This is a genomic window from Jujubicoccus corallicola, from assembly GCF_047345645.1.
Lineage (GTDB): Bacteria > Pseudomonadota > Alphaproteobacteria > Rhodobacterales > Rhodobacteraceae > JBLEFH01.
The window spans coordinates 121,231-145,294 of sequence record NZ_JBLEFH010000004.1 but is presented as its reverse complement, the minus strand read 5'-3'; the positions used below and the strand labels follow the sequence as shown (position 1 = coordinate 145,294).

Here is a 24,064-nt window from a genome sequence, read left to right as displayed (position 1 = left end):
GCTTAAATTGAACGCCCATTACACGCAAGTGACGACGGAGCCGATGCGTTTACCCCATTTGATCATTTCTGCCTGTCTTGCCGTCTCGCCCGCTTTCGCGGCGGCGGAGAGCAACAGCTTTGTGGTGGCGCAGCCGGATCAGCCGGTGATGCGGGCGATGCATGAGTGGGAGACGTTGCGGGGCGGGGATCGGCCCTTCTCCGCCTATGTCGAGTTTCTGGACGCGCATCCCAATTGGCCGGACCGTGATCTTTTGCTCCGTCAGGCCGAGCGGGCCATTACCGAAGCGACACCGGCCCGCGATGTGGTGGCATTCTTTGAGGGCCGCCAGCCGGACACCGGGTCAGGCGCGATTGCGCTTGCCCTGGCGCAGACGGCGCTTGGCGAGGATCCTTCGGCGACGATTTCCTCCGCTTGGCAAACCATGGCGATGACCGAGGAGGAAGCGGCGCAATTTGAAGAGCTGTGGCCGGATTACCTGCCGTCGCTCAACCGCGCGCGTCTGGAGAACCTGCTTTGGGCTGGGGAAATGGATGCGGCGGAGCGGATGCTGCACATGGTCCATGAGGATTACGCGACGCTGGCCGAGGCGCGAATCGCGCTGCGCCGTCAGACGCGGGATGTGGATGAGAAGATCGCCGCCGTTCCCGAAGCGCTCGCCAATGATCCGGGCCTCGCCTTTGAGCGCTATCTCTGGCGCGCCAATAAAGGCCGTTGGGAAGATGCGGAGGAGATGCTCGTCTCCCGCACAGCATCGGCGGGGGCACTCGGGCGGCCCGAGCATTGGGCGCTGCGCCGCCGCGGGATCGCCCGTGAAGCGATGTTCCGCGGGGCCTATGAGCGCGCCTATGAATTGGCGAGCCAGCATTATCTTTCAGCCTCCGCCGGTGGCGCGAATTATGCCGATCTTGAGTGGTTCGCGGGATATGTCGCGCTGACCAAGCTGAACGACCCGTCCCGCGCGCTGGAGCATTTTCGCGCCTTCGATGCGGTGGTCAGCACCCCAATCAGCAAGGGCCGCGCGGGCTATTGGATCGGGCGGGCGCAAGAGGCGCTTGGCGAAGAGCCGACCGGATACCGCGCCGGTGCCGCCCATTCGACTACGTTCTATGGCATCCTCGCCCGCGAAGCCTTGGGCGAAGCGGTGGACCCATCATGGCTCCCCGATGGCATCGAGCCGATTGCGGCCATCCCCGCTCATGTGCGCGACAATGATCTGATCGAAGTCGGTTTGGCTTATCTCGCCGAAGGGCAGGCGGGCCATGCGCGGCGCTTTTTCATCGCCGCTGTCGAGGAGTCGCCCGAAGATGCGCGGGCGATTGCACAGATCGCACTCAACAACGGTGCGCCGACCGTGGCATTGTCAGTTGCCAAATCGGTTGCAGGGCGGGAGATCATCCAGCGCGCTTATTTCCCCATGGTGGAGCTGTCGCAAATTCGCCTCGGCGCCCCGGCGGAGGTTGTGCTGGGCCTGTCGCGGCAGGAGAGCGAGTTTAACCCCCATGCGGTGTCCCACGCCGATGCGCGCGGCATGATGCAGCTTTTGCCGAGCACTGCGGAGCTGATCGCGGGCGAGATCGAGGCGAGCTATGACGAGGCGGCGCTGACCCGCAACTGGCGCTACAATATGCGCCTCGGGAGCGCCTATCTCGGCGCGCAACTGAGCCGGTTCAACAACAACCTGATCCTCGCCGCCGCGGCCTATAATGCGGGTCCGAATGTGGCCAAGACCTGGGGCAAGCAGATGTCGATGCCCAATGGCACCAATGAAGAGGTCGCCGACTGGATCGAGAATATTCCCTATTCCGAAACGCGGAATTATGTGATGCGCGTGCTGGAGGCGAGCTATGTCTATGCCGAGCGCCTTGGCAAGCCGCGCAGCATGTCGGCGCTCATCAATGGCGATCCGCCCGCTTGACCCGGCGGCGATAGAGCGCGAAGAGACCCGAGCAGACGATCACCGCCGCGCCGACCCCGGTCCACAGATCAAACGAGTCGTTGAAGAACATCACGCCAAAAATGCTGACAAAGACGAGTTGCGCATAGGAAAACGGTTGCAGCGAGGACGCATCCGCCACGTCGAGTGCGCGGATTAACGTGAACTGGCTCAGCGTCCCGGTGACGCAGAGCAGCGCTACCCAGCCCCAATCGGCCATCGCAATCGGCTCGACGTGGAAAATCCCGAGGATGAACCCCGCCAAGGCCCCGCCTATTCCCATGTAGAAAAACGTCGTGTCCGGCCCGTCAAGCTGCGTCGCTTTGCGAGTGATGACGTTGTAGAGCGCAAACATCAGCGCGGCGGCGAAGGGGAAGATGACATCGGGCGACACCACCGTCATGCCGGGGCGCAGGATGATCAGCACGCCGACAAAGCCCATGCCGACCGCGCTCCAGCTTCGCCAGCCGATCTGCTCGCCAAGCATCGGGCCGGAGAGCGCGACGATGAGCAGCGGATAGATTACGAAAATCGAATGGGTGCCGACGAGGCCAAGCCGCACGAAGCCGACCATGATGATCGCAATCTCGCAAATGAGCAGCGCGCCGCGCGAGAGTTGCAGCCAGATATTCTGCGTCTTCGCCGCCCGCCGGATCCCGCCGCGCCGCATCGCCGAGAGCGTCAGCACGAAAGCGCCCATGATCAGGAAGCGGATCATGACGATCAGCTCGACCGGATATTTCTCGCCCAGGACACGCGAGGTCGCATCCTGAACCGAGAACACAAAGGTCGTCAGGATCATCAGCGCGATGCCGAGGGGGAGGTTTTTCGGGGTGCTCATAGGGGGTCCGCCTGAAAGCTCGTTCCTTCCGCCATACGCCCCTTGCCGTTCCGCGTAAAGCCTAGCGGAGGCGGCCCCGGCTCATATGGCGTTTATGGCCGTACCCCTTGCTGCGCGTGACCTCAAAACCCGCCGACTCCAGCGCCCGGCGGACATGGCCTGCGGCGGTATAGGTCGCAAAACTGCCGCCGGGCGCGGTGTGATCCGCGACAGCTTGCATCAGATCGCCGCCCCATAATTCGGGGTTCTTGGCGGGGGAAAACCCGTCGAGAAACCACGCATCCGCCTTGCCCTCCCACGCCGGGAGCGTCTCGCGCGCGTCGCCAGCCATCAGCGTAAACTCCAGCCCATCCGGGCTTTCCGGCCAATGCGCCAGCAGGCGGTCCCGCCACGGAGCGAGGGCCGGGAATGCCTCCAGCGCGCGAGCCATATCTTCGGGGCGCATCGGATAGGCCTCGAAACTGGTGAAGCGCAGCAGCCCGTCCTGCCCGCTCTCCTCCCACGCTGCCCAGGCCGTCAGCAACGACAGTCCCGTGCCAAAGCCCAGTTCCGCAATGTGAAAACCGGGCTGAAACCGCGCGGGCAGATCATTGCCTGCCAAAAATACATGCCGCGTCTCGTCCAACCCGCCCGAGAGCGAGAAATACGGATCGTCAAACCGGGTCGAAACCGGCGTGCCGTTCTCCTTCCAATCGAGCGCGGCGTTGAGGCTTGCGGTTTCGGGGCGGTCCTGTTCCATAGGGCGAGAATGGGGCGGCGGCCCGGCAATGTCTAGAAGGGGGCGATGTGGAGATCGCGGTGATCGGTGGCGGTGTATTCGGCCTCACGGCGGCGTATCAGGCGGCGCGAGAGGGCTGGCAGGTCACGCTTTACGAAGAGACGCGGATCGGCGCGGGCGCTTCTGGCGGCGTGGTGGGCGCGCTTGCGCCGCATACGCCGGATCAGTGGAACCCGAAAAAGCAGTTCCAGTTTGAAGCGCTTGATATGGCGGAAAGATTCTGGCGCGGCGTGGCGGAAACGGGCGGCAGGAATCCCGGCTATGGCCGCATCGGGCGCCTGCAACCTTTGCTGGATGACCACGCCCGCAGCTTGGCCGAAGCGCGGATTGGGGACGCTGCGGAGAATTGGGGCGCGGCCTATCGCTGGGAGGTTCTGGCGGCAGATGCCCATCCTGATCTCATCGCCCCCGAAGCCGCACCCGGCGGGCTTTTGTTCGACAGCCTTTCGGGCCGCATCTATCCCGCGCGCGCCTGCGCCTCGTTGGCCTCGGCCTGCCGGGCGCTTGGCGTGAAGATTATGGAGGAGGCGAAGGTCACGGCGGTCGCGGATGATCATCTGGTGCTTGGCGGCCAGACCCGCCGCTCGGACGCCATCATCCTCGCGGCGGGCGTCGAAAGTTTCGCCCTGCTGACCCCACTTCTCGGCGCATCTCCCGGCAAAGGGGTCAAGGGACAGGCGGCACTTCTCGATGCGCGGCTCGACGCTCCGGTGATCTCCGGCGACGGGCTTTACGTGATCCCCCATGCGGGCGGCGTTGGCGTCGGCTCCACCTCGGAAAACAGCTACACCGATCTCGAAACCGATACCCAGCTTGACGAGGTGATCGCTCGCGCCAAACGGCTCTGTCCCGCGCTCCGGGGTGCGCCCGTGATCGAAAAATGGGCAGGCCTGCGCCCCAAAGCGAAACGGCGCGATCCGCTGGTCGATCATGTCGGCGGGCGGCTTTGGGTGATGAGCGGCGGGTTCAAGATCGGGTTCGGCGTCGCGCCGCTTCTGGCGACCCGGCTGACCGACGAGATGGCGGGGCGCGAGTCGCATATCCCGCCGCGCTTCCGGCTGGCCTTCCATATGCAATGAGCCGCCCGAAAGGCGGCCCACACACATTAGTCTAAAAACCCGAAGGGATCACAGCATCGCCGGAACCACCTGATCCGGTGGGCGGTGACCATCTGCGAAGGTCTTGATGTTCAAAATCACCTTCTCGCCCATCTCGATCCGGCTCTCGACAGTGGCCGAGGACATATGCGGCAACAGCAACACATTGCTCAGCTCCCGCAGGCGCGGATTGATGGTCCCGGCATTCTCGTAAACATCGAGACCCGCCCCCGCCAATTCGCCCGCGCGGAGCATCCGGGTCAGCGCGTTCTCGTCCACCACTTCGCCGCGCGAGGTATTCACGATGTAGGCGCTCGGCTTCATCAGCTTGAGACGGCGCGCATTCAGCAGATGGAAGGTCGAGGGCGTATGCGGCGCGTTGATCGACAGGATATCGACCCGCGCCAGCATCTGATCGAGACTCTCCCAATAGGTCGCCTCCAACTCCTCCTCCAGCTTGGGATGAAGCCGTGTGCGGTTGTGATAGTGAATCCCGAGGCCGAACGCCTTGGCCCGCCGCGCAACCGCTTGCCCGATCCGGCCCATGCCGAGGATGCCGAGGCGTTTGCCGTTGATCCGGTGGCCCATCATCGCGGTCGGCGACCAGCCTTCCCATTGCCCGCCAATCATCTGCTGCGCGCCTTCCTTGAGGCGGCGCGGGACGCTCAGGATCAGCGCCATCGTCATGTCGGCAGTGTCCTCGGTCAGAACGCCCGGCGTATTGGAGACCATGATCCCCCGCTGAAGCGCGGTGCGCACGTCGATATGGTCGATCCCGGCCCCGTAATTCGCAATCAGCCGCAACTGATCGCCAGCCTGCGCGAGCAGCGCCTGGTCGATCTTGTCGGTCAGCGTCGGCACCAGCACATCGGCGCGTTTCAGCGCATCGGCCAGCGCTTCGCGGCTCATCGGCGAGTCGGTCTCGTTCAGCTCCACATCGAAAAGCTCGCGCATTCGGGTTTCGACCGGCTCCGGCAAGCGCCGGGTGACGATCACGCGAGGACGGGTCTTTGTGGGCATGGCTGCTCCTTGCTCTTGTGACAGGCGGACGCTATCACCCTAGAAACTTGTCGCGTTAATGAAAAGCCTTGAGCAGCGTTTAGGGGGCGGAATGCGAAACATTATTTCGAGCGCGTTGGCGGCGCTGATTCTCGGAACCGGATGGGCGGCCGCGCCCATTGCCCGCGCACAGGACGCGGCCGAAGTGCTGAGCGAAGCGCCGGTGATCCAGCCGCGCCCGCGTCAGCAGAATGAGGCGGTCGGCTCCGTCACGGGCTACCCGCTGCCGCGGTTCGTCTCGCTCAAGGGGCAGGCGAATGTCCGGCGCGGGCCGGGGCTCGACCACAAGATCGACTGGGTGTTCACCCGCCGCGGCGCGCCCCTTGAGGTGATCGGCGAATATGGCAACTGGCGCCGGGTCCGCGATCATGAGGGCTTTGGCGGCTGGATTCATTACGCGCTGATTTCCGGCGTCCGCAATGGCGAGATCACCACGCATCGCGCGCCGATCCGCACCAAGCCCGACGATTACGCCGAAGTCACCGCGCTGGCCGAAAAGGGCGTCGTGGTGGATCTGAAGCGCTGTCAGGAAGCGTTTTGCGAAATCTCCGTCGGCGAGATCGAAGGCTGGGTCGCGCGCAGCGATGTCTGGGGCGTGAAGCCCGGCGAGACTGAGTTCGACTAAACGAAGCTTGTGATTATCCTTGCCCGCCGCCCTGTTCCCTTCGCATAGTTAACAAAACGAAGGGGGAGGACGCGATGGAGATGGTCGCGCCATTCGACCGTTTGCCCGAGGACGCGCAGGCGGCGCTTACTGAGACATTCGAAACCGTGACCCTCGCGCCCGGCGAGGTGCTCGTTGACGCCAATGCGCGGCTCCCCGGCATGTGGATCGTGCGGGACGGGCATCTTGATGTGCTGGCCGACGATGGCTCGACCGTCGCCGTCGCCGATCAGGGCCAGACCTATGCGGACCGGGAATTGTTGAAATCGGGTCAGGCGTCGGCTCGCGTGGTGGCCCCGGAGGGTGCGACTCTGTCGCTGCTTTCCCGGCTGGACCTTGAGGGTCTGCTCGGCGCGCATCCGGGCCTGCGGCCCTATTTCCGCCGCTCGGAAACTTCCGAGGACAGCGCGACCATTGGTCTGACGGCTCTGCCGGTGCGCAGCCTGATGACCGCAGATCCGGTGACCTGTGCACCCGAAACCAGCGTAACCGAAGTGGCGCAATTGATGCGGGAGAAGAATATTTCCTCCGTCATCGTGGCCGAAGACGGCGCGATGCAGGGGATCGTCACCCATAAAGACCTGACGCACCGCGTGCTGGCCGAAGGCCGCGACGGCACGATGCTCGCGAAGGAGGCCATGCGGGCGGACGGGCCGCAGATCGGGCCGGACGATATGGGTCTCGATGCGCTCCTGAAACTCAGCGCCGCCAAACTCACCCATCTGCCCGTGGTCGCGCAGGGCCGCGCCGTTGGGGTGCTGGCGCAGTCCGACCTCGTGCGCCGTCAGGCGGCGACGGCCAGCCAGATGATCGGCGAAATCGCCAACGCGGCCAGCGCCGAGGATATGAAAGCGGTGATGGCCCGCGTCCCCGCCATGCTCGCGCAACTTGTCAGCACCGGCGCGCCGCCGCACAGCATCACCCGCCGCGTCACCGACATCACCGATGCGATCACCCGCCGCCTGATCGCGATTTTCGAAGCAGATCATGGCCCGGCCCCGGCGGAATGGCTGTGGCTGGCCTGCGGCTCGCAAGGGCGGCAGGAGCAGACCGGGGTGAGCGATCAGGACAATTGCATGATCCTCAGCAAGGGCGCGGACCCGGATGATCCGTGGTTCGTGAACCTCGCGACATTCGTGTCGGACGGGCTGGACACGGTCGGGTTTTTCTACTGCCCCGGCGACATGATGGCGACCAACCCGCGCTGGCGTCAGCCGATCAATGTCTGGGAGCGCTATTTCCGCGGCTGGATCGACAAGCCGGACAGCGAGGCGCAGATGCTCGCCTCCGTCATGTTCGACCTGCGCCCCATTCAGGGCGACGCAGCGCTCTTTGACGGCTTGCAGGAGATGGTCCTCCGCCGCGCCGCCAAGAACAGCATTTTCGTCGCGCATCTCGCCTCCAACGCGTTGAAACATCAGCCGCCGCTCGGCCTTTTCCGCAATATCGCCGTGATCCGGTCGGGCGAGCATAAGAACCATCTCGACATGAAGCTCTCCGGCGTCGTGCCGATCATCGACCTTGCGCGAATCTACACCATTCAGGGGCGGATCACAGCGGTCAACACCCGTGCGCGGCTCAAGGCGGCGCAAGAGGCGGGGATTGTCTCGCAAAAGGGCGGGCGGGATCTGATCGACGCTTACGACTATATCTCGCAACTTCGGCTGGAGCATCAGGCCAAGCAACTCCGCGCGGGCGAGAGGCCGGACAATTTCATGAGCCCGGCCAGCCTGTCGGATTTCGAGCAGGGGCATTTGCGCGATGCTTTCTCGGTCGTGAAAACCATGCAGTCGGCGCTCGGTTCCGGCAAAGCCACGCTGGGCTGACCCATGGCCGCGCCGATTCCTCCCTCCCGCCTCATCCTGCGCCTCGCGGCGGGTCTCGTCGGGATTGGCCTCGGCGCGCTCGCGCTCGGTCTCTGGCTCGGCGCGCGGGAGGCGGGAAGCTGGCAGCCTTTCATCATCCCCGGTTTCATCGCGGGGCTCGGGATCATCGGCGCGGCGGTCTGGCTCGCGCTGCGGGTGCAGGCGCTGATCGTCCGCCCCGCCGATGCTTTTGTGAATGAAATCAAGCTGCACACCCATCACGACCCCGGCCACGACTTCGCCGCCGAGATCCCGGCACTCGGGCGCATCGGCCCGGCCACGGCCGAGATGGCGCGCGCGCTACAGGTCGCGCGGCATGAGTTTGAGGAAGAGCATGAGGCCCGCAGTGCTGATCTCAGAGCGGAAAACGCCCACCTCGCCGCGGTCATTCGCGATCTCGGCGATGCGGTAATCATGTGTGATGCCGAGGATCGGCTGCTGATGATGAACCGTGCCGCGCAAGGGATGTTCGAGGATGCCAAGCTGGACAGGAAGCTGGAACGCTGGCTCGACGTCGCGCCGATCCGTAAGGAAGTGGAGCGGCAGGTGCTGGCCGACGATCCGTCCCACGAGTTGCCGCCGCTCGACATCACCGTGACGCGGCACACCGACGGGGCGCAGTTTCACGCGCGGGTCGGGATCGTCGATTTCGCCGAAGCGGTGGCGCATCTGCGCTATTTCATCTCCTTCCGCGCCGTCGAGAAGACCGCCGAGCGCCCGCTCGCGCCGCGCGACCATCGCCCGGAGTTCTACGATCTCACGCCGCGCGACTTCTCCCGCCCGCCGGAGTTCCTTGAGATCGCGACCTCACGATTTGTTGTCTTCGACACGGAAACGACGGGGCTGGAGCCGAGCAACGGGGACAAGATCGTGCAGATCGCGGCGCTCGGCGTGCGGGGCGGGCGGATCGACGAGGGCGACAGTTTCGAGATGCTGGTTAATCCGGGGCGGCGCATCCCGCAGCGGGCGACTGATGTGCATGGCATCACCGATGACATGGTCGCCGTCGCGCCGGGTCAGGACCAGATGATCGCACGCTTTGCCGACTTCACCGAGGGCGGGCTCCTAGTGGCCCACAACGCCCCCTTCGACATGGCGTTCCTGCGGCAAAGCTCTGAGGGTGCTCACCTTTTCTCCTGGCCCGCGATTTGCACCGTCCTCCTCTCGGCGGTGCTGTTCCCCGGCGAGACCGACCACACGCTTGACCGGCTCGCCGCGCGATTTGGCGTGACAATCCCCAAAGATCTGCGCCACACCGCCATGGGCGACGCCCGCGCGACGGCCGAGGTTTTCGTGAAAATGATCCCACTCGCCAAGGCCGCTGGGATGCACACGGTCGGCGAAATTGTGGATGCGACGCTGCGCATTCGGGAGATCCGCGCGCAGCAGGCAAGATACTGACCATCCTAAACATATGTTAAAATAATTTCTTTTCACGCTGTGGGGACCGTGCCATCATCCGGCAGGATTTTAAGGAGGGCACCCCCTATGAAACTCACCTATGTCGTTCTTCCACTCATGCTCGCTGTGGCGGGCTGTGCAACCACCGGCCCCGGTGTGCAAACCGCGATGACGCCGGGCGCGGCCGCGCCTTCGCCAGCCGCACCCGATCCGGGCAATGGCGCGCAGCCGACCCCGGCGATTGACTGGGGTAGCGACACCAGCGATTTCGCTCAGGATGGCGAATGTGATGATCCGCGCTTCATGGGGCCGGGCATGACGGACACGCCGCTCGTCGAAACCGACATTCGTGCGGATGCGACCGACTGTAGAGCGGCTTACGAAGCAGGCCGCATTTCGCTGAAAAACGCGTAAAATTGGGCGCATAAAACGAAAAACCCGGCCTAAGCGCCGGGTTTTTTATCGGGTCGAAACGTTTAGCCCTTGGGGCGCAGCCGAACGATCACGTCGATATCGGCGATTTCCATGCCATCAGGTGGCTCCGGCATATCCTCGATTCTGAGCTGGCCCGGAATGTCGGCGATCTGCTCACCATGCTCATCGCTGTAATGCCAGTGGAAATGCGAATGGCTATCGGTGCGGGTGTCGAAGAAGCTGCGGCTCCCCTCGACCGAAATTTCACGCACGAGACCCGCATCGCAGAATGCATTCAAGGTGTTATACACAGTGGCCAGCGCCACATCCGGCGCCTCGCGATGCAGCATTTCCGCCGTCACATGGCGGTTCTCACCATCGCCGATGAGAAGCTCGGCAAGCAAAAGTCGCTGCTTGGTCGGACGCAGCCCGGACGCTTTCAGCCAGCTTTCCGCCCGCTCACGCGGTGTATGAAGATCTTTTTCCATGCCTATAATTTAGGGCTTTTGTCTGGAATTGAAAAGGGCAATCCGCTTTGCGCCTTGTATGCTTGCCCCTACGGCGCTGTCGGTGTTAGCTATTCGTCAAACTAATTGAAGGACGTGTTATGACCGACCGCCCCAGCAGTCTCTCCTATGAAGACATCATTCGTTGTGCCAAAGGCGAGATGTTTGGCCCCGGAAATCCGCAGCTTCCGATGCCGCCGATGCTCATGTTCGACCGGATCACCGAAATCTCCGACGAGGGCGGCTCCAGCGGCAAGGGCCATGTGGTCGCCGAGTTCGATATCAAGCCGGATCTGTGGTTCTTCGAATGCCATTTCGTCGGCGATCCGGTGATGCCGGGCTGTCTCGGTCTCGACGCGCTCTGGCAGCTTACGGGCTTCAACCTCGGCTGGCGCGGGATGACCGGCAAGGGCCGCGCGCTTGGTGTGGGCGATGTGAAATTCACCGGCATGGTCACACCGGACACCAAGCTCGTGACCTATGAGGTTGATTTCACCCGCGTCATCGACCGCAAACTCAAAATGGGTGTCGCGAACGGCACGATGAAAGCCGATGGCGAAACTGTTTACCAGACGACCGACATGAAAGTCGGCCTGTTCACCGCATAAGGGAGGCGACTATGCGCCGCGTTGTCATCACCGGGATCGGAATTGTCTCGTCGATCGGGAATAACAAGGATGAGGTTCTCGCCAGCCTGAAGGCTGGCAAGTCGGGCATCACCTTTGCCGAGGAATATGCCGAGCATGGCTTCCGCAGCCAGATCCACGGCAAGCCGGATATCGTACTGGAAGACCATATCGACAAGCGCAATATGCGCTTCATGGGGCCGGGGGCTGCCTATAACTTCCTCGCCATGGAAGAGGCGATCCGCGATGCTGGGCTTGAGGAAAGCGATGTGTCGAACGAGCGTTCGGGCCTGATCGTCGGCTCCGGCGGGCCGTCCACCTCGAACTTCTTCAACGCCCATCAGATCGTGATCGAGAAAGGCAGCCCGAAGCGGATGGGGCCGTTCATGGTCACGCGCTGCATGTCCTCGACCAACTCGGCCTGCCTTGCAACGCCGTTTAAAATCAAGGGCGTGAACTACTCGATCACGTCCGCCTGCTCGACCTCGGCGCATTGCATCGGCAACGGTGTGGAGCAAATCCAGCTTGGCAAGCAGGACATCATTTTCGCAGGTGGCGGCGAGGAAGTGGACTGGACTCTGTCCTGCCTCTTCGACGCCATGGGCGCCATGTCCTCGAAATATAATGACACGCCCGAAACGGCGTCCCGCGCCTTCGATGCGACCCGCGACGGGTTCGTGATCGCGGGCGGCGGCGGTCTCGTCGTGCTGGAGGAACTGGAGCACGCCAAGGCGCGCGGCGCCAAGATTTACGCGGAAGTTACCGGCTATGGCGCAACCTCGGATGGTCACGACATGGTGGCCCCCTCGGGTGAGGGCGGCGAGCGGTCGATGAAAGTGGCGATGTCCACCATCGGCGACCGGGACGTGGATTACATCAACGCCCATGGCACCTCGACCCCGGCGGGCGATGTGACCGAGGTGGAAGCCGTGCGCCGTGCCTTTGAGGGCCGCAAGCAGCCGGTGATCTCGTCGACCAAATCGCTGACGGGGCACTCCCTCGGCGGTGCGGGCGTGCAGGAGGCGATCTATTCGCTTCTCATGCTGGAGCATGATTTCATCACCGCTTCCGCCAACATCACCGAGTTGGACCCGGCGATCAAACCTGAGGAAATCGCCCTCGAGCGGGTGGACAATGCGGGTCTCGATACGGTTCTGTCCAACAGCTTCGGCTTCGGCGGCACCAATGCGACGCTGATCATGAGCAAATATCATGGCTGACGCGATGCCGTGTTCGATGGAGGGCAAGCGCGGCCTCATCATGGGGGTCGCGAATGACAAATCCCTCGCCTGGGGCATTGCGAAAGCGTGTGCTGCAGCGGGGGCGGAGCTGGCCTTCACCTATCAGGGCGAAGCGTTCGGCAAGCGCCTCCAACCGCTCGCGGACAGTGTCGGCGCGAAGCATCTTTACGATGTGGATGTGACCGACGAGGACTCGCTCGACAAGGCTTTCACAGCCATCGAGAACGATTGGGGCAAGCTCGATTTCCTCGTCCACGCCATTGCCTATTCCGACAAGGGCGAACTGAATGGCCGGTTTTCGGACACGACCCGCGCCAATTTCCGCAACTCGCTGACGATCTCCTGCTACAGCCTGATCGACGTGGCGCGCCGCGCGCGGCCGCTGATGGCCGACGGAGGGAGCATCATCACCCTCACCTTCCTCGGCGCGCAGCGTGTGACGCCGAATTACAATGTGATGGGTGTGGCCAAGGCGGCGCTGGAAACCTCGGTGCGCTATCTCGCCCATGATCTCGGCCCGGATGGGATCCGCGTCAACGCGCTCTCCCCCGGCCCGATGCGGACGATCTCCGGCGCGGCCATCGGCGATGCGCGGAAAACCTATAAACACGCCGAAGAGAACGCGCCCTTGCAGGCCAACGCGTCCTTGGATGCGGTGGGTCAGGCCGGGCTTTACCTTCTGTCGGATATGGCGTCCTCGACCACCGGCGATATCCTTTATGTCGATGGCGGCTACCATGTGATGGGTATGCCGCGCCCCGACCGTCTTTGAGGGCTTGATGGGGAATCTGTTTTTTACCGCCGGAGACGGCGCGAAAATTTCCTATGACGATTTCAGCATCGGGAGCGGGGATGTGCCGCTCCTGTGCCTCGCGGGCCTCACCCGCGACAAGCATGATTTCGACTATCTCAAACGCAAGATCAGCAATGTTCGCCTGATCCGCATGGATTATCGCGGGCGCGGCGAGTCGGACTGGACGGGGCCGGACAGCTACACGGTGCCGCAGGAAGCGGCCGACGCGCTGGCGCTGCTCGATCATCTGGGGCTGCAAAAGGCGGCGATCCTCGGCACGTCGCGGGGCGGATTGATCGCGATGTTCCTCGCCGCGACCGCTAAGGACCGGCTGATGGGGATTTGCTTTAACGATGTCGGCCCGAAGCTGGAACGCGCAGGGCTGGAGGCGATCATCGACTATGTGGGCCGCCGCCCGGTGGCCGATACGCTGCAGGATGTGGCCCACCGTCTGCGCCAGAATCGCAAGGGATTTGGCAAGGTTCCGGCCCGCCGCTGGGAAGAGGAGGCGGTGCGCCAGTATCGTCAGGGTGATGGTCGCGTCGAATTGAATTACGATCCGGACCTGCGCGAAAGCTTCCTCGCGGCGATGAAAGACCTCGACAATGCCGACGCCTGGCCACTCTTCGATGCCTGCGACGGCCTGCCTCTGGCCTTGATTCATGGTGCAAATTCAGATCTTTTGAGCGATGCAACGGTCGCCGAGATGCAAGAGCGCCGCCCCGATATGCTCTATGCCAAGATCCCGGACCGCGCGCATATCCCGTTTCTCGATGAGCCAGAGTCGGTTGCGCTTATCCATGATTTTCTGGCAAAGCTACGCTAACAAGGCTGCCAAACAGGCAGCGCAAATGAGCAGGTCATTCTTGTGACGAATGAAAATGGATCGGATGCGGGCCAGAAGCCCGCGCCGCGAGGTCAGCGAAAAGCCCAAGCCAATGTCGCCCCGCAAGGCGGCGAGAGGCCCAAGAAAGTCGCGCCGCAAGCGCGGCCTCAGCGAAAAGGCGGCGGCCAGAACCAGCCGCCCTCCCGCCGGGTGCGCACGGCGGCGGCGCCCGCACGGCCCAAGGAGCGCCATTGGGCGTGGCTGATCAGCCTTGTGATTGTGGTGGTCCTGCCGACACTGGTTGCGATCTGGTATCTCTGGGCGCGGGCGGAGGATCAATATTCCTCCACCGTGGCCTTCTCGGTCCGGTCCGAGGAAATGCAAAGCACGACGGATCTTTTGGCCGGTCTTGGCCAGATCGCCGGGACCAGTTCGACCGACGCCGATATTCTCTACGACTCCATCCGCTCGCAAAGCATGGTCGAAGCGGTGTCGCAGGATCTTGATCTGCGCGCGCTCTGGTCGAAGCCTGACAGCGATCCGCTCTTCTCGCTCGACCCGAGCCTGCCGATGGAGAAGCTGGTCGATTACTGGAACCGCATGGTGCATGTCTCCTATGACAGCGGCACCGGGTTGATCACCGTCGACAGTTTCGCCTTCACCCCCGAGGACGCGCAAGCGTTGACCATGGCGGTGATGGAGGAAAGCTCGCAACTCGTCGATGAGCTGAGCCATATCGCCCGCGAGGACACGCTGGCCTTCGCCCGCGAGGAACTCGACAAGGCGACGGAACGTCTGCGTCAGGTGCGGATGCAGGTGGCCCAATTCCGCAATGACGAGCAGATCATCGACCCCGAAGCCGATGTGGCCGGGCAAATGGGCATCCTGACCGCGCTCCAGCAGGAACTCGCGACGGCGATGATCGACCTCGATCTTCTGCGTGACACCACCCGCGCCAACGACCCGCGGATTGATCAGGCACAGCGCAAGATCACCGCCCTGCGTCAGCGGATCAACGAAGAGCGACGCAATATCGGCGGCGCGAGCGAGGAGGGCGATCAGCGTCTCTCCGGCGTGATCGGCGATTACGAGAGCCTTCTGGTGGACCGCGAATTTGCTGAGCAAGCCTATATCGCCGCCAGCGCCGCCTATGACGGCGCCGTGGCCGAGGCCAACCGCCGCAGCCGCTATCTCGCCGCGCATATCAAGCCGACCCTGCCCGAAAGCGCGCAATATCCGCAGCGCGCCATTCTCGCGGCCATGGTGTTCGGCCTGCTCTTCGTCGTCTGGACGATCGTGCTTCTCAGTGTCTACGCGGTGCGGGACAGCCGATGATCGTTCTGGAACATGTTTCCAAAAGCTTCCGCATGAAAAACGGACAGCGGAAATATGTGGCGCGCGACATCAACGCCCTGTTTCCGCCCCGCACATCGGTGGCGCTGATTGGCCGGAACGGGGCGGGCAAATCGACCCTGCTCAAGATCATCGGCGGCACGGAGGATGCGGATAGCGGGCGCGTTCTCTCCAGCGGCGACATCTCCTGGCAGATCGGCCATGCGGGCAGCTTCCACCCGGAACTGTCCGGCGCGCAGAACACGCGGTTCCTTGCGCGGGTTTACGGGGTGGATACGCAGGCCCTCGAAGATTTCGTCTATGATTTCAGCGAGCTTGGCCCGAGTTTCGACGAGCCGATCCGCACCTATAGCTCCGGGATGCGCGCGCGGCTTGGCTTCGGCATCTGTATGGGCATTCCCTTCGGCTACTACTTGATCGACGAGGTCACCTCCGTCGGTGACGCGCTGTTCCGCCAGAAATGCAAGGAAGTGCTGGCCCACCGTCTCGACAATGCCGGCGCGGTCGTCGTCGCCCATGGTGAGGGGATGCTGCGCGAGATGTGCTCGGCGGGCGCGGTGCTGGAGGACGGCGTTCTCACCTATTTCGACAAGGTGGATGACGCGCTGCGCTACTATAAGGACGTTCTCAGCGCCGCCGCGACGGTGGAAGGCTGAAAGAAAAAGGCCGCCCCGAAGGACGGCCTTTTCGAAACTCTTGAGACCTGAATTAGGCGTTGATGCTGTCTTTCAGAGCCTTGGCGATGGTGACTTTTGCCACGCGATCGGCCGGCTTTTGCATCTGCTCACCGGTGGCGGGGTTGCGAACCATACGCTCCGGACGCGCACGGCAAGCGAATTTGCCGAGGCCCGGAAGGGTCACGGCGCCGCCATCGGACACCTCATTGGTGATGACCTTGGTCAGGGCTTCCAGCATCCCGTTCACCTTGGTTTTTTCGAGGCCGGTTTCCTCAGCCAGCGCGCTCACGAGCTGGGTTTTGGTCATCGCTTTTTTCGTCATTGGGGGTAACTCCCTTGAATTTCCTTGTTAATTCTGCGCGCCGCAAGCCGCCGCGCAGACCGACGCGCCCACATTAGCGAGATATTTCCGAATATTTCAACGCTTAAAACCCATTTGGGGCCGAAAATCGCTTATTTTGCATGATTGCGCTGACATCCCTTATTCCATGGGCTTTGCGCAAGGTTGCACGTTAAGATTTTTGTGACGCCGCGTTAAGGATTTGAGGGTTGCGGCAACGCGTCCCGCCGGGGCGGGGCGTTGCCGTCAAAGCGCGGGCGGGCAGGTCAGAGAAACGCTGTCTCGTTGAAGCTGCGGAGTTTCCGGCTGTGGATCTTCTCCAGCGGCATCTCGCGGAGGCGTTCCATGGCGCGGATGCCGATCAGCAGGTGCTGCGCGACCTGGCGGTTATAGAAATCGGTCGCCATGCCGGGCAATTTCAACTCGCCATGGAGCGGCTTATCGGAGACGCAGAGCAGCGTGCCGTAGGGGACACGGAAGCGGAACCCGTTGGCGGCAATCGTCGCGCTTTCCATGTCGAGCGCAATGGCCCGGCTGAGCGAGAGCCGCGCCACGGGGCCGGACTGGTCTCGCAGCTCCCAGTTGCGGTTGTCGATGGTCGCGACCGTCCCGGTCCGCATGATGCGTTTCAGCTCGTAGCCCTCAAGGCCGGTGACTTCCTCCACCGCATCCTCAAGGGCGATCTGGATCTCCGCCAGCGCCGGGATCGGTACCCAGACGGGCAGATCATCGTCCAGCACGTGATCCTCGCGCACATAGGCATGGGCCAGCACATAATCGCCAAGCCGCTGCGAATGCCGCAGACCCGCGCAATGGCCGACCATCAGCCAGGCATGGGGGCGCAGCACGGCGATATGGTCCGTAATGGTCTTGGCGTTGGACGGGCCGACGCCGATATTGACCAGCGTGATCCCGCCGCCATCCTTACTTTTCAGGTGATAGGCGGGCATCTGCGGTACCTTGCCGCTCGGCTCGCCGCTGAGGCCATTGCGGTCCAGCACGATGTTTCCGGGCTGGACGAACTCGGTGTAAACGCCGTCCTCACGCGCGACCTCGGCTTCTGCGAAGGCGATGAACTCATCCACATAGAACTGATAGTTGGTGAAGAGGACATGGTTCTGGAAATGCGCCGGGCTGGTCGCCGTGTAATGAGCGAGCCGGGCCAGCGAATAGTCGATCCGCTGCGCCGAGAAGAGGGCGAGCGGGCGCGCCCCCGCCTCGTTCCGCGTGACCGTGCCATTGACGATGCTGTCATCGGTGATCCCGAGATCCGGCACGTCGAAAATATCCCGCAAGGGGCGGGTCAGCTCGGCGGCATGGGAGCTATCGACATGGGTGCCCTCCTTGAGCGCGAAATGCAGCGGGATCGGCGTTTTGGAAAAGCCGATGGAGACCGGCAGGCCGTGATTGTCGATCAGCAGGCGGATTTGTTGCTCCAGATAGGCCTTGAAAAGATCCGGCCGCGTGATCGTTGCCGTATAGCTTCCGGGTTGGGACACATGGCCAAAGGCCAAACGGCTGTCGATATGGCTGAAACTCACCGTGGTCAGCCCGATTTGCGGGTAATAGGCGCGGTAACGCGCATCGGCGTCGCCCGCCTTCAGCACGTCCTCAAAGGCGTTTTGCAGAAAGCCGGTCGAGGTCTCGTAGAGCGCGATCAGCCGCGCGACGGCGGCTTCGGGATCGGTGAACCGCTCCGGCTCAACCGTGTCGGGCGTTTTGATTTCCATGTGCAACGTCTCATCCATTTTGGCGCCCTTCATTGGTTTTCATGGGAAAATGCCACGCCAGAGCGGCGTGGGCAATCGCTGCGGCGTGAAGCTTTGGTTACGCTGCGGCGGCAAAGGCTTTGGCGAGAATTGCCTCAAGCTGATCCGCATCCTCCTGGGTGAAGGCGTCGGGCTGATCGCTGTCGAGATCGAAGACTCCGATGAGCCGCGCCCCTGCACAAACCGGGATCACCAGCTCCGAGCGGGTGGACGAGGCGCATGCGATATGACCGGGGAACGCATCCACATCGGCCACAAGCTGCGTTTCGCCAAGCCGCGCAGCCGCGCCGCAGACCCCGCGGGAGAACGGGATGGAAAGGCACCCATGACCGCCCTGATACGGCCCGATTTTGAGCATCTCCGGCCCGGTCACGCGGTAAAAGCCGACCCAGTTGAACCGGTCATCCGCGTGGAACACCTCGCAGGAGATCGTCGCCATTTTTGCGACCTCATCGTCTTCGCCTTCGACAAGGGCGGCGATATCGGCGGCGAGGCGGTCGTAATCGACGGAGGGCATGGCGGGTCCTTGATTTGGAACAGATTGCTTGCGACAAGCAGCTAATCGCCCAAAGGAAGGACCGCAAGATGTCTCAGATCCCGCAATTGCCCGCCGTGCTGATCCGCCCGCAAGTCGCGGCGGCGCTGGAGGAGGATCTTGGCCGGGCCGGGGATGTGACCTCGCTGGCGACACTCGGGCCGGATATGGAGGCCGATGCGGTGATGGCGAGCCGCGATGCGGGCGTGATCTGCGGCATGGGCTTCGCGGCGGAGGCCTTCGCGCTGATGGAGGCGGGGATCAGTTTTGAGCCGCTCGTCGCGGATGGCGATGCGATCGCGCCGGGTCAGGAGGTCGCGAGGGTGCGCGGCAATGCCCGCGCGGTGCTGTCCGCCGAGCGGGTGGCGCTGAACTATTTGATGCAGCTTTCCGGGATCGCGACGGAGACTCGCCGCTATGCCGAAGAGATCGCCGGCACCGGCGCGCGGATCACCTGCACCCGTAAAACTACGCCGGGCCTGCGCATGGCGCAGAAATACGCGGTGCGCTGCGGCGGCGGTGCGAACCATCGCTTCGGTCTCGATGATGCGATCATGATTAAAGACAACCACATCGCCGTCGCCGGGGGGATTCGCGGCGCGCTTGATGCCGCCCGCGCCTATGCGGGCCATATGCTGCCCATCGAGATCGAGGTGGACCGGCTCGACCAATATCGCGAAGCCCTTGAAGCGGGGGCGAAAATCATCCTGCTCGACAATATGGGGCCGGAGGGTCTGCGTGAGGCCGTGGCGCTGCGCCCCGAGGGCGTGGTTCTGGAAGCCTCTGGCGGGGTGGACATCACAACTGTGCGCGCATTGGCCGAAACCGGGGTCGATTACATTTCGACCTCGAAGATCACCATGGCGGCAGGGACACTCGATATCGGGCTGGATATCCATCTATCCTAAGGGGTTAGGGAAGAAACATACCGTTTGGTCTGTTGCACAGCGTCAAAATCCGCCAACATCCGCGTTATCTGCTTTGCTCTTTATTCACAAACTCGCGCAATACAGCTATAGTTGCGGAAAAGAAGAGAACGAGCAGTCCGAGACATTATGGCCCAGTCCCGTCCACCGCGCCTTCCCGGCGCGTCAAAACCGCGTAAATCCACCAGCGGCTCTGGCAAGACCAAGAGCAGCCGGAAACGTGCGAAGCCACAAAAGTCGCGTCTGGAGCGCGGTTTGCGCGGGACCATCGGCGGCTTTTTCAACGTCATCTGGCTGATCACGAGCCGCACGGCGCTCGTTCTCGCGCTGATCGTCGGCGCGGGCGTCATCTATTATTACAACCAGTTGCCGCCTTTCGAGGAACTGCTTGACGGGCGTGAAGGCGGCTCGGTCACCATGTATGACGCATCGGGCGATCTCTTCGCGACCCGCGGCGAGCAATATGGTGGCTCGAAAATGGCCTCGGACGTGTCGCAAAACCTCATCGACGCGATTGTCGCGGTCGAGGACAAGCGTTTCTACTGGCACCCCGGCGTGGACCCGATCGGTATCGTCGGCGCCATGCGCATCAATATGCGCGAAGGCCGCAGCCCGCTCGACGGTCATGGCGGTTCCTCGCTGACCGCGCAGGTGACGAAGTTGGTGTTCTTCGACCGCTCGGCGACCATTGAGCGCAAGATCAAGGAAGTGCCCGCCGCGATGGCGATGGAGGTGAAATACTCCAAGGAAGAAATCCTCTCGATCTATCTCAACCGGGTCTATCTCGGCGCAGGTCTCTACGGGGCCGAAGCGGCGGCGCAGCGTTATTTCGGCAAATCGGCGGCGGAACTGTCCGTGGCTGAAGCGGCGATGATTGCGGGCCTGCTCAAAGCGCCGTCCTCGCTGGCACCGACCAGCAACCTCGACGCCGCGCAGGACCGCGCGACCGTGGTGCTGAACGCGATGCGCGATCAGGATTACATCACGGATGCGGAATTTGAGGATGCGCGCCAGAACCCGGCGACCCTCTCCGCCGCGGCGCAGCGCCGCGCGGGTGGCTATTTCGCCGACTGGGTGATGGAAGCGGGGCCGGATTTCCTGACGCGCAACACCACCGAGGACGTGCAGATCAACACCACCTTTTCGCCGACCATCCAGCGTCAGGCGGAAGAAGCGCTGAATTACATCTTTGAGACCAAGGTGAAAGCCGGGTCCGAAGCGCAGGCGGCGATTGTGGTGATGAGCCGCAACGGCGCGGTCCGCGCCATTGTGGGCGGCCGCGATGCCCCGAACCTGCCGGGCCAGTTCAACCGCGCGACGCAGGCGAAACGCCAGACCGGTTCGGCCTTCAAACCCTTCGTCTATGCGGTGGCGCTCGATCAGGGTATGAGCCCAAACAATGTCATTCAGGACGCCCCGCTCAACATTCGCGTCGGCGGCAAGATCTACAACCCGAAAAACTATGGCGGCGGTTATCGCGGGACGGTGACGCTCCAGCAGGCGCTGGCCTCGTCGATCAACACCTCGGCGGTGCGTCTGGCGCAGGATGTGGGGACGGACAATGTCGCCGCGCTTGCCCATGCCTTTGGCGTTCAGGAAGAGATCGACCGCGGCCCGGCCATGGCGCTCGGCACCTCGGAAATGACGCTGATGGAGCTGACCGCAGCCTATGCGGGCTTCCTCAATGGCGGCGTCTCGGCGGTGCCTTACGGGATCGAAGAGGTCCGTCTGCGCGGCGACAGCACGCCGATCATGGGCGCGTCCGGCGGCGAAGGTCAGCGGGTGATTTCGCAGGAAGCCGCGGGCCAGCTTGTCTATATGCTTCATGAAGTGGTCGAGAACGGCACCGGCCGCCGCGCGCGGATCGAAGGCCGCGAGGTGGCCGGCAAGACCGGCACGACCCAAGGCGCGCGCGATGCGTGGTTCGTGGGCTTCACCGCGGATTATGTCGTCGGCGTCTGGATGGGCTATGACCGCAACGAGACGCTGACCGGCGTGACCGGCGGCGGGCTTCCGGCGGAGATCTGGCATGAGGCCATGGTGCGGATTTCCGAGAACCGTCCGGCGCGACCCCTGCCAATGATCGCACCGCTTGCGCCCAAGCAGACCGAGGAGCAGAAGATCGCGACGAAGCGGCAGCAGAAGGCCGCCCAGAAAGCCCAGCAGAAAGCCGCGCAGAAGCGCCAGAACCAGGGGCAGGTCATCCCCGCCGATCAGGTTGCCGAGCAGATCGGCAACGAGATCAAGGGCGCGGTCGATGGTCTCTTGAACCAGATCCTCGGCGGCGGTCAGTAATGCGGGACGAGCTGGATCTCGGAAACGCAACGACAGGGGGCTCCAGCAGCCCCCTTTCGATTCTCAAATCCGTCTTCGGCCATGATGACTTCCGCCCCGGTCAGGGCGAGATCATCGAGGGCGTGATTGCGGGGCAGGATGTGCTGGCGATCATGCCGACCGGGGGCGGCAAGTCGCTGTGCTATCAGTTGCCCGCGCTTTGCCGGGACGGGCTGACCCTCGTGGTCTCGCCGCTGATTGCGCTGATGCGCGATCAGGTGCGCGCGCTCCGGGCGCAGGGGGTCGAGGCGGGCGCGTGGATCTCCGGGATGGATCCGGATGAGGCGGAAGAGGTCTTTTCGGCGCTGGAGGCGGGGCGGCTCAAGCTGCTTTACCTCGCGCCCGAGCGGCTCGCCAATCCCGGCACGCAGCGGATGCTCGCCCGCGCCAATGTGCGGTTGCTGGCGGTGGATGAAGCCCATTGCGTCAGCCAGTGGGGCCATGATTTCCGGCCCGACTATCTGCGCATCAGCGAGCTGCGGCGCAGTTTGGGCGGGGTGCAGACGGTGGCGCTCACGGCGACTGCCGATGAGGACACCCGCGCCGAAATTATCGCGCGGCTGTTTGATGCGCCGCCCCAGAGTTTTCTGCGCGGGTTTGACCGGCCCAATCTGCATCTGGCGTTCCGGCCAAAGGATCGCCCGCGTGAGCAGGTGATGGCTTGGGTCGCGGCGCGCCCGGAGCAGTCCGGCATCGTTTATTGCGCGAGCCGGGCCAAAACCGAGGCGCTGGCGGACGCGCTACGCAAGGCAGGCCATGACGCGCTCGCCTATCACGCAGGGCTGGAGCCCGAGCAACGCCGTCATGTGGAGGAGCGGTTCGGGCGCGAGGACGGGCTGGTGATCTGCGCGACGGTCGCTTTCGGGATGGGGGTGGACAAGCCGGATATTCGCTGGGTCGTCCATGCGGATCTGCCCAAGAATATCGAGAGCTATTATCAGGAGATCGGGCGCGCGGGCCGGGACGGCGATCCGGCGGAGACGATGACGCTCTTCGGCCCCGACGATATTCGCCTGCGCCGCACCCAGATCGACGAAAGTCTTGCCCCGAATGAACGCAAGGCGGCGGATCACGCGCGGCTCAACGCGCTGCTCGGGCTGGCCGAGGCGCAAGGGTGCCGCCGGGTGCGTTTGCTTGCCTATTTCGGGGAAGAGGCCACGCCGTGCGGGAACTGCGATCTCTGCGCCGCGCCGCCGGAGCTTTACGACGGGACCGAGGCAATCCGCATGGCGCTTTCGGCGGTGCTGCGGACGGGCGAAACCTTCGGCGCGGGTCATCTGATCGACATTCTGGTCGGCGCGCGGACGGAGAAAATCCGACAGCGCGGGCATGATAATTTGCCGACATTCGGGGTTGGGTCGGCGGTCTCGAAGCCCGAATGGCAGGCGGTGTTCCGGCAGATGATGGGGTTCGATCTCATTCGTCCCGTCTCCGAGCGGCGCGGCGCGCTGGCGATGACGGAAGCGGCGCGGCCCGTTCTGCGCGGCGAGGTCGAGATGCAACTGCGCCGGGACGCGATCCGCAGCCGCGATGTGAAGCCCGAACCGCAGGCGATGATTGACGAGGAGGACGCGCCGCTTTTCGGCCTTCTCCGCGCCAAGCGCCGGGAATTGGCGGAGGCGCAGAAAGCCCCGGCCTATGTCGTTTTTAACGATGCGACGCTCCGCGACATGGCCGCCCGCAGGCCCGCCACCCTTGATGAGATGGCGCAGGTCAAAGGCGTCGGCATGGCGAAGCTGGAGAAATATGGTGATGCGTTTCTGGAAATTATCACCGGGGCCAGCCAAGATCCGGTGCATCCCGCGCGCCGCCGGGCGGCCAGCCGGGGTGTGGGCGATGTGTTCGAGGCGCTGAAAGAGGCGGAGGTCACGCTGCGCCGCGGGCCGGACGGGATCGATAAGCCGCTGTCGCTGCCCACAAAAACCCTCGCCGCGATTGCCGAGCGCGCGCCGGACAGCCTTTCCGCGCTGGAACGGGTGCCGGGGATGGGGCCGGACAAGGTGGCCCGCTTTGGCGATGCGTTTCTGGACATCATCGCCGAGCATCAGGGCTGAGTTTTCGCAAATGACGATGCGGCCTTTGC

At 63.5% G+C, this 24,064-nt stretch carries 22 protein-coding genes; 15 read left to right on the top strand and 7 right to left on the bottom strand.

The window, feature by feature from the left end:
* Positions 1 to 43: 43 nt before the first annotated feature.
* On the top strand, positions 44 to 1,918 hold the full coding sequence (locus tag ACMA5I_RS08390) for a lytic transglycosylase domain-containing protein (protein ID WP_525885805.1): 1,875 nt from the start codon (positions 44 to 46) through the stop codon (positions 1,916 to 1,918).
* Here the strand turns inward: ACMA5I_RS08390 and ACMA5I_RS08385 are convergent.
* Together ACMA5I_RS08385 and mnmC2 are read right to left on the bottom strand one after the other, a co-directional pair.
* The gene (locus ACMA5I_RS08385; protein ID WP_525885804.1) at positions 1,896 to 2,777 is read right to left on the bottom strand and encodes an EamA family transporter; all 882 of its coding nucleotides are present in this window, start codon (positions 2,775 to 2,777) and stop codon (positions 1,896 to 1,898) included. The genes ACMA5I_RS08390 and ACMA5I_RS08385 overlap by 23 nt on opposite strands.
* Positions 2,778 to 2,838: 61 nt before the next feature.
* Positions 2,839 to 3,516 (bottom strand): tRNA (5-methylaminomethyl-2-thiouridine)(34)-methyltransferase MnmC2, encoded by a 678-nt coding sequence (gene mnmC2, locus ACMA5I_RS08380; RefSeq protein ID WP_525885803.1) that lies wholly within the window; start codon positions 3,514 to 3,516, stop codon positions 2,839 to 2,841.
* Between the two features lie 47 nt (positions 3,517 to 3,563).
* Here mnmC2 and ACMA5I_RS08375 point away from each other — a divergent pair, with 47 nt between their 5' ends.
* On the top strand, positions 3,564 to 4,634 hold the full coding sequence (locus ACMA5I_RS08375) for an NAD(P)/FAD-dependent oxidoreductase (protein WP_525885802.1): 1,071 nt from the start codon (positions 3,564 to 3,566) through the stop codon (positions 4,632 to 4,634).
* Between the two features lie 48 nt (positions 4,635 to 4,682).
* Here ACMA5I_RS08375 and ACMA5I_RS08370 read toward each other — a convergent pair whose 3' ends face one another.
* Positions 4,683 to 5,672 carry a 2-hydroxyacid dehydrogenase gene (locus ACMA5I_RS08370; protein ID WP_525885801.1) on the bottom strand — a complete coding sequence of 330 codons (990 nt, stop codon included), beginning with the start codon at positions 5,670 to 5,672 and terminating at the stop codon, positions 4,683 to 4,685.
* 91 nt (positions 5,673 to 5,763) lie between these two features.
* Between ACMA5I_RS08370 and ACMA5I_RS08365 the strand changes: the two genes are divergently transcribed.
* The 4 genes from ACMA5I_RS08365 (at position 5,764) to ACMA5I_RS08350 (ending at position 10,055) form a co-directional block, all read left to right on the top strand.
* Positions 5,764 to 6,336: an SH3 domain-containing protein gene (locus tag ACMA5I_RS08365; RefSeq protein WP_525885800.1), complete on the top strand. Its 573-nt coding sequence runs from the start codon at positions 5,764 to 5,766 to the stop codon at positions 6,334 to 6,336.
* Between the two features lie 74 nt (positions 6,337 to 6,410).
* A complete protein-coding gene (locus ACMA5I_RS08360; protein WP_525885799.1) occupies positions 6,411 to 8,201 on the top strand; it encodes a putative nucleotidyltransferase substrate binding domain-containing protein in 1,791 nt (596 codons plus the stop codon).
* Positions 8,202 to 8,204: 3 nt separating this feature from the next.
* Positions 8,205 to 9,641, top strand: coding sequence for a 3'-5' exonuclease (locus ACMA5I_RS08355; RefSeq protein WP_525885798.1), 1,437 nt, complete (start codon positions 8,205 to 8,207; stop codon positions 9,639 to 9,641).
* Positions 9,642 to 9,728: 87 nt separating this feature from the next.
* Complete coding sequence (locus ACMA5I_RS08350; protein ID WP_525885797.1) at positions 9,729 to 10,055, top strand: hypothetical protein; 327 nt, start codon at positions 9,729 to 9,731, stop codon at positions 10,053 to 10,055.
* A gap of 62 nt (positions 10,056 to 10,117) precedes the next feature.
* Here the strand turns inward: ACMA5I_RS08350 and irrA are convergent, their stop codons facing one another.
* Positions 10,118 to 10,543, bottom strand: a complete 426-nt coding sequence (irrA, locus tag ACMA5I_RS08345) for an iron response transcriptional regulator IrrA (protein WP_525885796.1) — start codon at positions 10,541 to 10,543, stop codon at positions 10,118 to 10,120.
* 119 nt (positions 10,544 to 10,662) lie between these two features.
* Here irrA and fabA point away from each other — a divergent pair, with 119 nt between their 5' ends.
* From fabA to ACMA5I_RS08315, 6 genes are read left to right on the top strand one after another with little or no spacing between them, the layout of a single operon-like run.
* Entirely contained in the window at positions 10,663 to 11,169 is a 507-nt protein-coding gene (gene fabA / locus ACMA5I_RS08340) for a bifunctional 3-hydroxydecanoyl-ACP dehydratase/trans-2-decenoyl-ACP isomerase (protein WP_525885795.1), read from the top strand.
* An 11-nt stretch (positions 11,170 to 11,180) separates the two neighbouring features.
* Positions 11,181 to 12,407: a beta-ketoacyl-ACP synthase I gene (fabB, locus tag ACMA5I_RS08335; RefSeq protein ID WP_525885794.1), complete on the top strand. Its 1,227-nt coding sequence runs from the start codon at positions 11,181 to 11,183 to the stop codon at positions 12,405 to 12,407.
* Positions 12,408 to 12,411: 4 nt separating this feature from the next.
* Complete coding sequence (locus tag ACMA5I_RS08330; protein ID WP_525886010.1) at positions 12,412 to 13,200, top strand: enoyl-ACP reductase FabI; 789 nt, start codon at positions 12,412 to 12,414, stop codon at positions 13,198 to 13,200.
* Between the two features lie 7 nt (positions 13,201 to 13,207).
* Positions 13,208 to 14,047, top strand: coding sequence for an alpha/beta fold hydrolase (locus ACMA5I_RS08325; protein WP_525885793.1), 840 nt, complete (start codon positions 13,208 to 13,210; stop codon positions 14,045 to 14,047).
* Between the two features lie 42 nt (positions 14,048 to 14,089).
* Complete coding sequence (locus ACMA5I_RS08320; protein WP_525885792.1) at positions 14,090 to 15,382, top strand: KpsE/RkpR family capsule polysaccharide export protein; 1,293 nt, start codon at positions 14,090 to 14,092, stop codon at positions 15,380 to 15,382.
* Positions 15,379 to 16,056, top strand: coding sequence for an ABC transporter ATP-binding protein (locus ACMA5I_RS08315; RefSeq protein WP_525885791.1), 678 nt, complete (start codon positions 15,379 to 15,381; stop codon positions 16,054 to 16,056). The genes ACMA5I_RS08320 and ACMA5I_RS08315 overlap by 4 nt, the downstream gene beginning before the upstream one ends.
* A 52-nt stretch (positions 16,057 to 16,108) precedes the next feature.
* Here ACMA5I_RS08315 and ACMA5I_RS08310 read toward each other — a convergent pair whose 3' ends face one another.
* The 3 genes from ACMA5I_RS08310 to msrC all read right to left on the bottom strand — a co-directional run bounded on the left by ACMA5I_RS08310 (position 16,109) and on the right by msrC (position 18,703).
* Entirely contained in the window at positions 16,109 to 16,399 is a 291-nt protein-coding gene (locus ACMA5I_RS08310) for an HU family DNA-binding protein (protein ID WP_525885790.1), read from the bottom strand.
* Positions 16,400 to 16,683: 284 nt separating this feature from the next.
* Positions 16,684 to 18,147: an AMP nucleosidase gene (locus ACMA5I_RS08305; protein ID WP_525885789.1), complete on the bottom strand. Its 1,464-nt coding sequence runs from the start codon at positions 18,145 to 18,147 to the stop codon at positions 16,684 to 16,686.
* A 97-nt stretch (positions 18,148 to 18,244) separates the two neighbouring features.
* The gene (msrC, locus tag ACMA5I_RS08300) at positions 18,245 to 18,703 is read right to left on the bottom strand and encodes a free L-methionine (R)-S-oxide reductase MsrC (protein WP_525885788.1); all 459 of its coding nucleotides are present in this window, start codon (positions 18,701 to 18,703) and stop codon (positions 18,245 to 18,247) included.
* Between the two features lie 68 nt (positions 18,704 to 18,771).
* Here msrC and nadC point away from each other — a divergent pair, with 68 nt between their 5' ends.
* From nadC to recQ, 3 genes are all read left to right on the top strand, one after another.
* Entirely contained in the window at positions 18,772 to 19,629 is an 858-nt protein-coding gene (gene nadC, locus ACMA5I_RS08295; RefSeq protein WP_525885787.1) for a carboxylating nicotinate-nucleotide diphosphorylase, read from the top strand.
* Between the two features lie 147 nt (positions 19,630 to 19,776).
* Positions 19,777 to 21,942: a transglycosylase domain-containing protein gene (locus ACMA5I_RS08290; RefSeq protein ID WP_525885786.1), complete on the top strand. Its 2,166-nt coding sequence runs from the start codon at positions 19,777 to 19,779 to the stop codon at positions 21,940 to 21,942.
* Positions 21,942 to 24,035 carry a DNA helicase RecQ gene (gene recQ, locus ACMA5I_RS08285; protein ID WP_525885785.1) on the top strand — a complete coding sequence of 698 codons (2,094 nt, stop codon included), beginning with the start codon at positions 21,942 to 21,944 and terminating at the stop codon, positions 24,033 to 24,035. The genes ACMA5I_RS08290 and recQ overlap by 1 nt, the downstream gene beginning before the upstream one ends.
* Positions 24,036 to 24,064: the final 29 nt, after the last annotated feature.

Coding starts and splice junctions, on each gene's coding strand:
- ACMA5I_RS08390 (WP_525885805.1), top strand. CDS start 44: ATGCGTTTACCCCATTTGATCATTTCTGCCTGTCTTGCCGTCTCGCCC.
- ACMA5I_RS08385 (WP_525885804.1), bottom strand. CDS start 2,777: ATGAGCACCCCGAAAAACCTCCCCCTCGGCATCGCGCTGATGATCCTG.
- mnmC2 (WP_525885803.1), bottom strand. CDS start 3,516: ATGGAACAGGACCGCCCCGAAACCGCAAGCCTCAACGCCGCGCTCGAT.
- ACMA5I_RS08370 (WP_525885801.1), bottom strand. CDS start 5,672: ATGCCCACAAAGACCCGTCCTCGCGTGATCGTCACCCGGCGCTTGCCG.
- ACMA5I_RS08365 (WP_525885800.1), top strand. CDS start 5,764: ATGCGAAACATTATTTCGAGCGCGTTGGCGGCGCTGATTCTCGGAACC.
- ACMA5I_RS08360 (WP_525885799.1), top strand. CDS start 6,411: ATGGAGATGGTCGCGCCATTCGACCGTTTGCCCGAGGACGCGCAGGCG.
- ACMA5I_RS08355 (WP_525885798.1), top strand. CDS start 8,205: ATGGCCGCGCCGATTCCTCCCTCCCGCCTCATCCTGCGCCTCGCGGCG.
- ACMA5I_RS08350 (WP_525885797.1), top strand. CDS start 9,729: ATGAAACTCACCTATGTCGTTCTTCCACTCATGCTCGCTGTGGCGGGC.
- irrA (WP_525885796.1), bottom strand. CDS start 10,543: ATGGAAAAAGATCTTCATACACCGCGTGAGCGGGCGGAAAGCTGGCTG.
- fabA (WP_525885795.1), top strand. CDS start 10,663: ATGACCGACCGCCCCAGCAGTCTCTCCTATGAAGACATCATTCGTTGT.
- fabB (WP_525885794.1), top strand. CDS start 11,181: ATGCGCCGCGTTGTCATCACCGGGATCGGAATTGTCTCGTCGATCGGG.
- ACMA5I_RS08330 (WP_525886010.1), top strand. CDS start 12,412: ATGCCGTGTTCGATGGAGGGCAAGCGCGGCCTCATCATGGGGGTCGCG.
- ACMA5I_RS08325 (WP_525885793.1), top strand. CDS start 13,208: ATGGGGAATCTGTTTTTTACCGCCGGAGACGGCGCGAAAATTTCCTAT.
- ACMA5I_RS08315 (WP_525885791.1), top strand. CDS start 15,379: ATGATCGTTCTGGAACATGTTTCCAAAAGCTTCCGCATGAAAAACGGA.
- ACMA5I_RS08310 (WP_525885790.1), bottom strand. CDS start 16,399: ATGACGAAAAAAGCGATGACCAAAACCCAGCTCGTGAGCGCGCTGGCT.
- ACMA5I_RS08305 (WP_525885789.1), bottom strand. CDS start 18,147: ATGGAAATCAAAACGCCCGACACGGTTGAGCCGGAGCGGTTCACCGAT.
- msrC (WP_525885788.1), bottom strand. CDS start 18,703: ATGCCCTCCGTCGATTACGACCGCCTCGCCGCCGATATCGCCGCCCTT.
- nadC (WP_525885787.1), top strand. CDS start 18,772: ATGTCTCAGATCCCGCAATTGCCCGCCGTGCTGATCCGCCCGCAAGTC.
- ACMA5I_RS08290 (WP_525885786.1), top strand. CDS start 19,777: ATGGCCCAGTCCCGTCCACCGCGCCTTCCCGGCGCGTCAAAACCGCGT.
- recQ (WP_525885785.1), top strand. CDS start 21,942: ATGCGGGACGAGCTGGATCTCGGAAACGCAACGACAGGGGGCTCCAGC.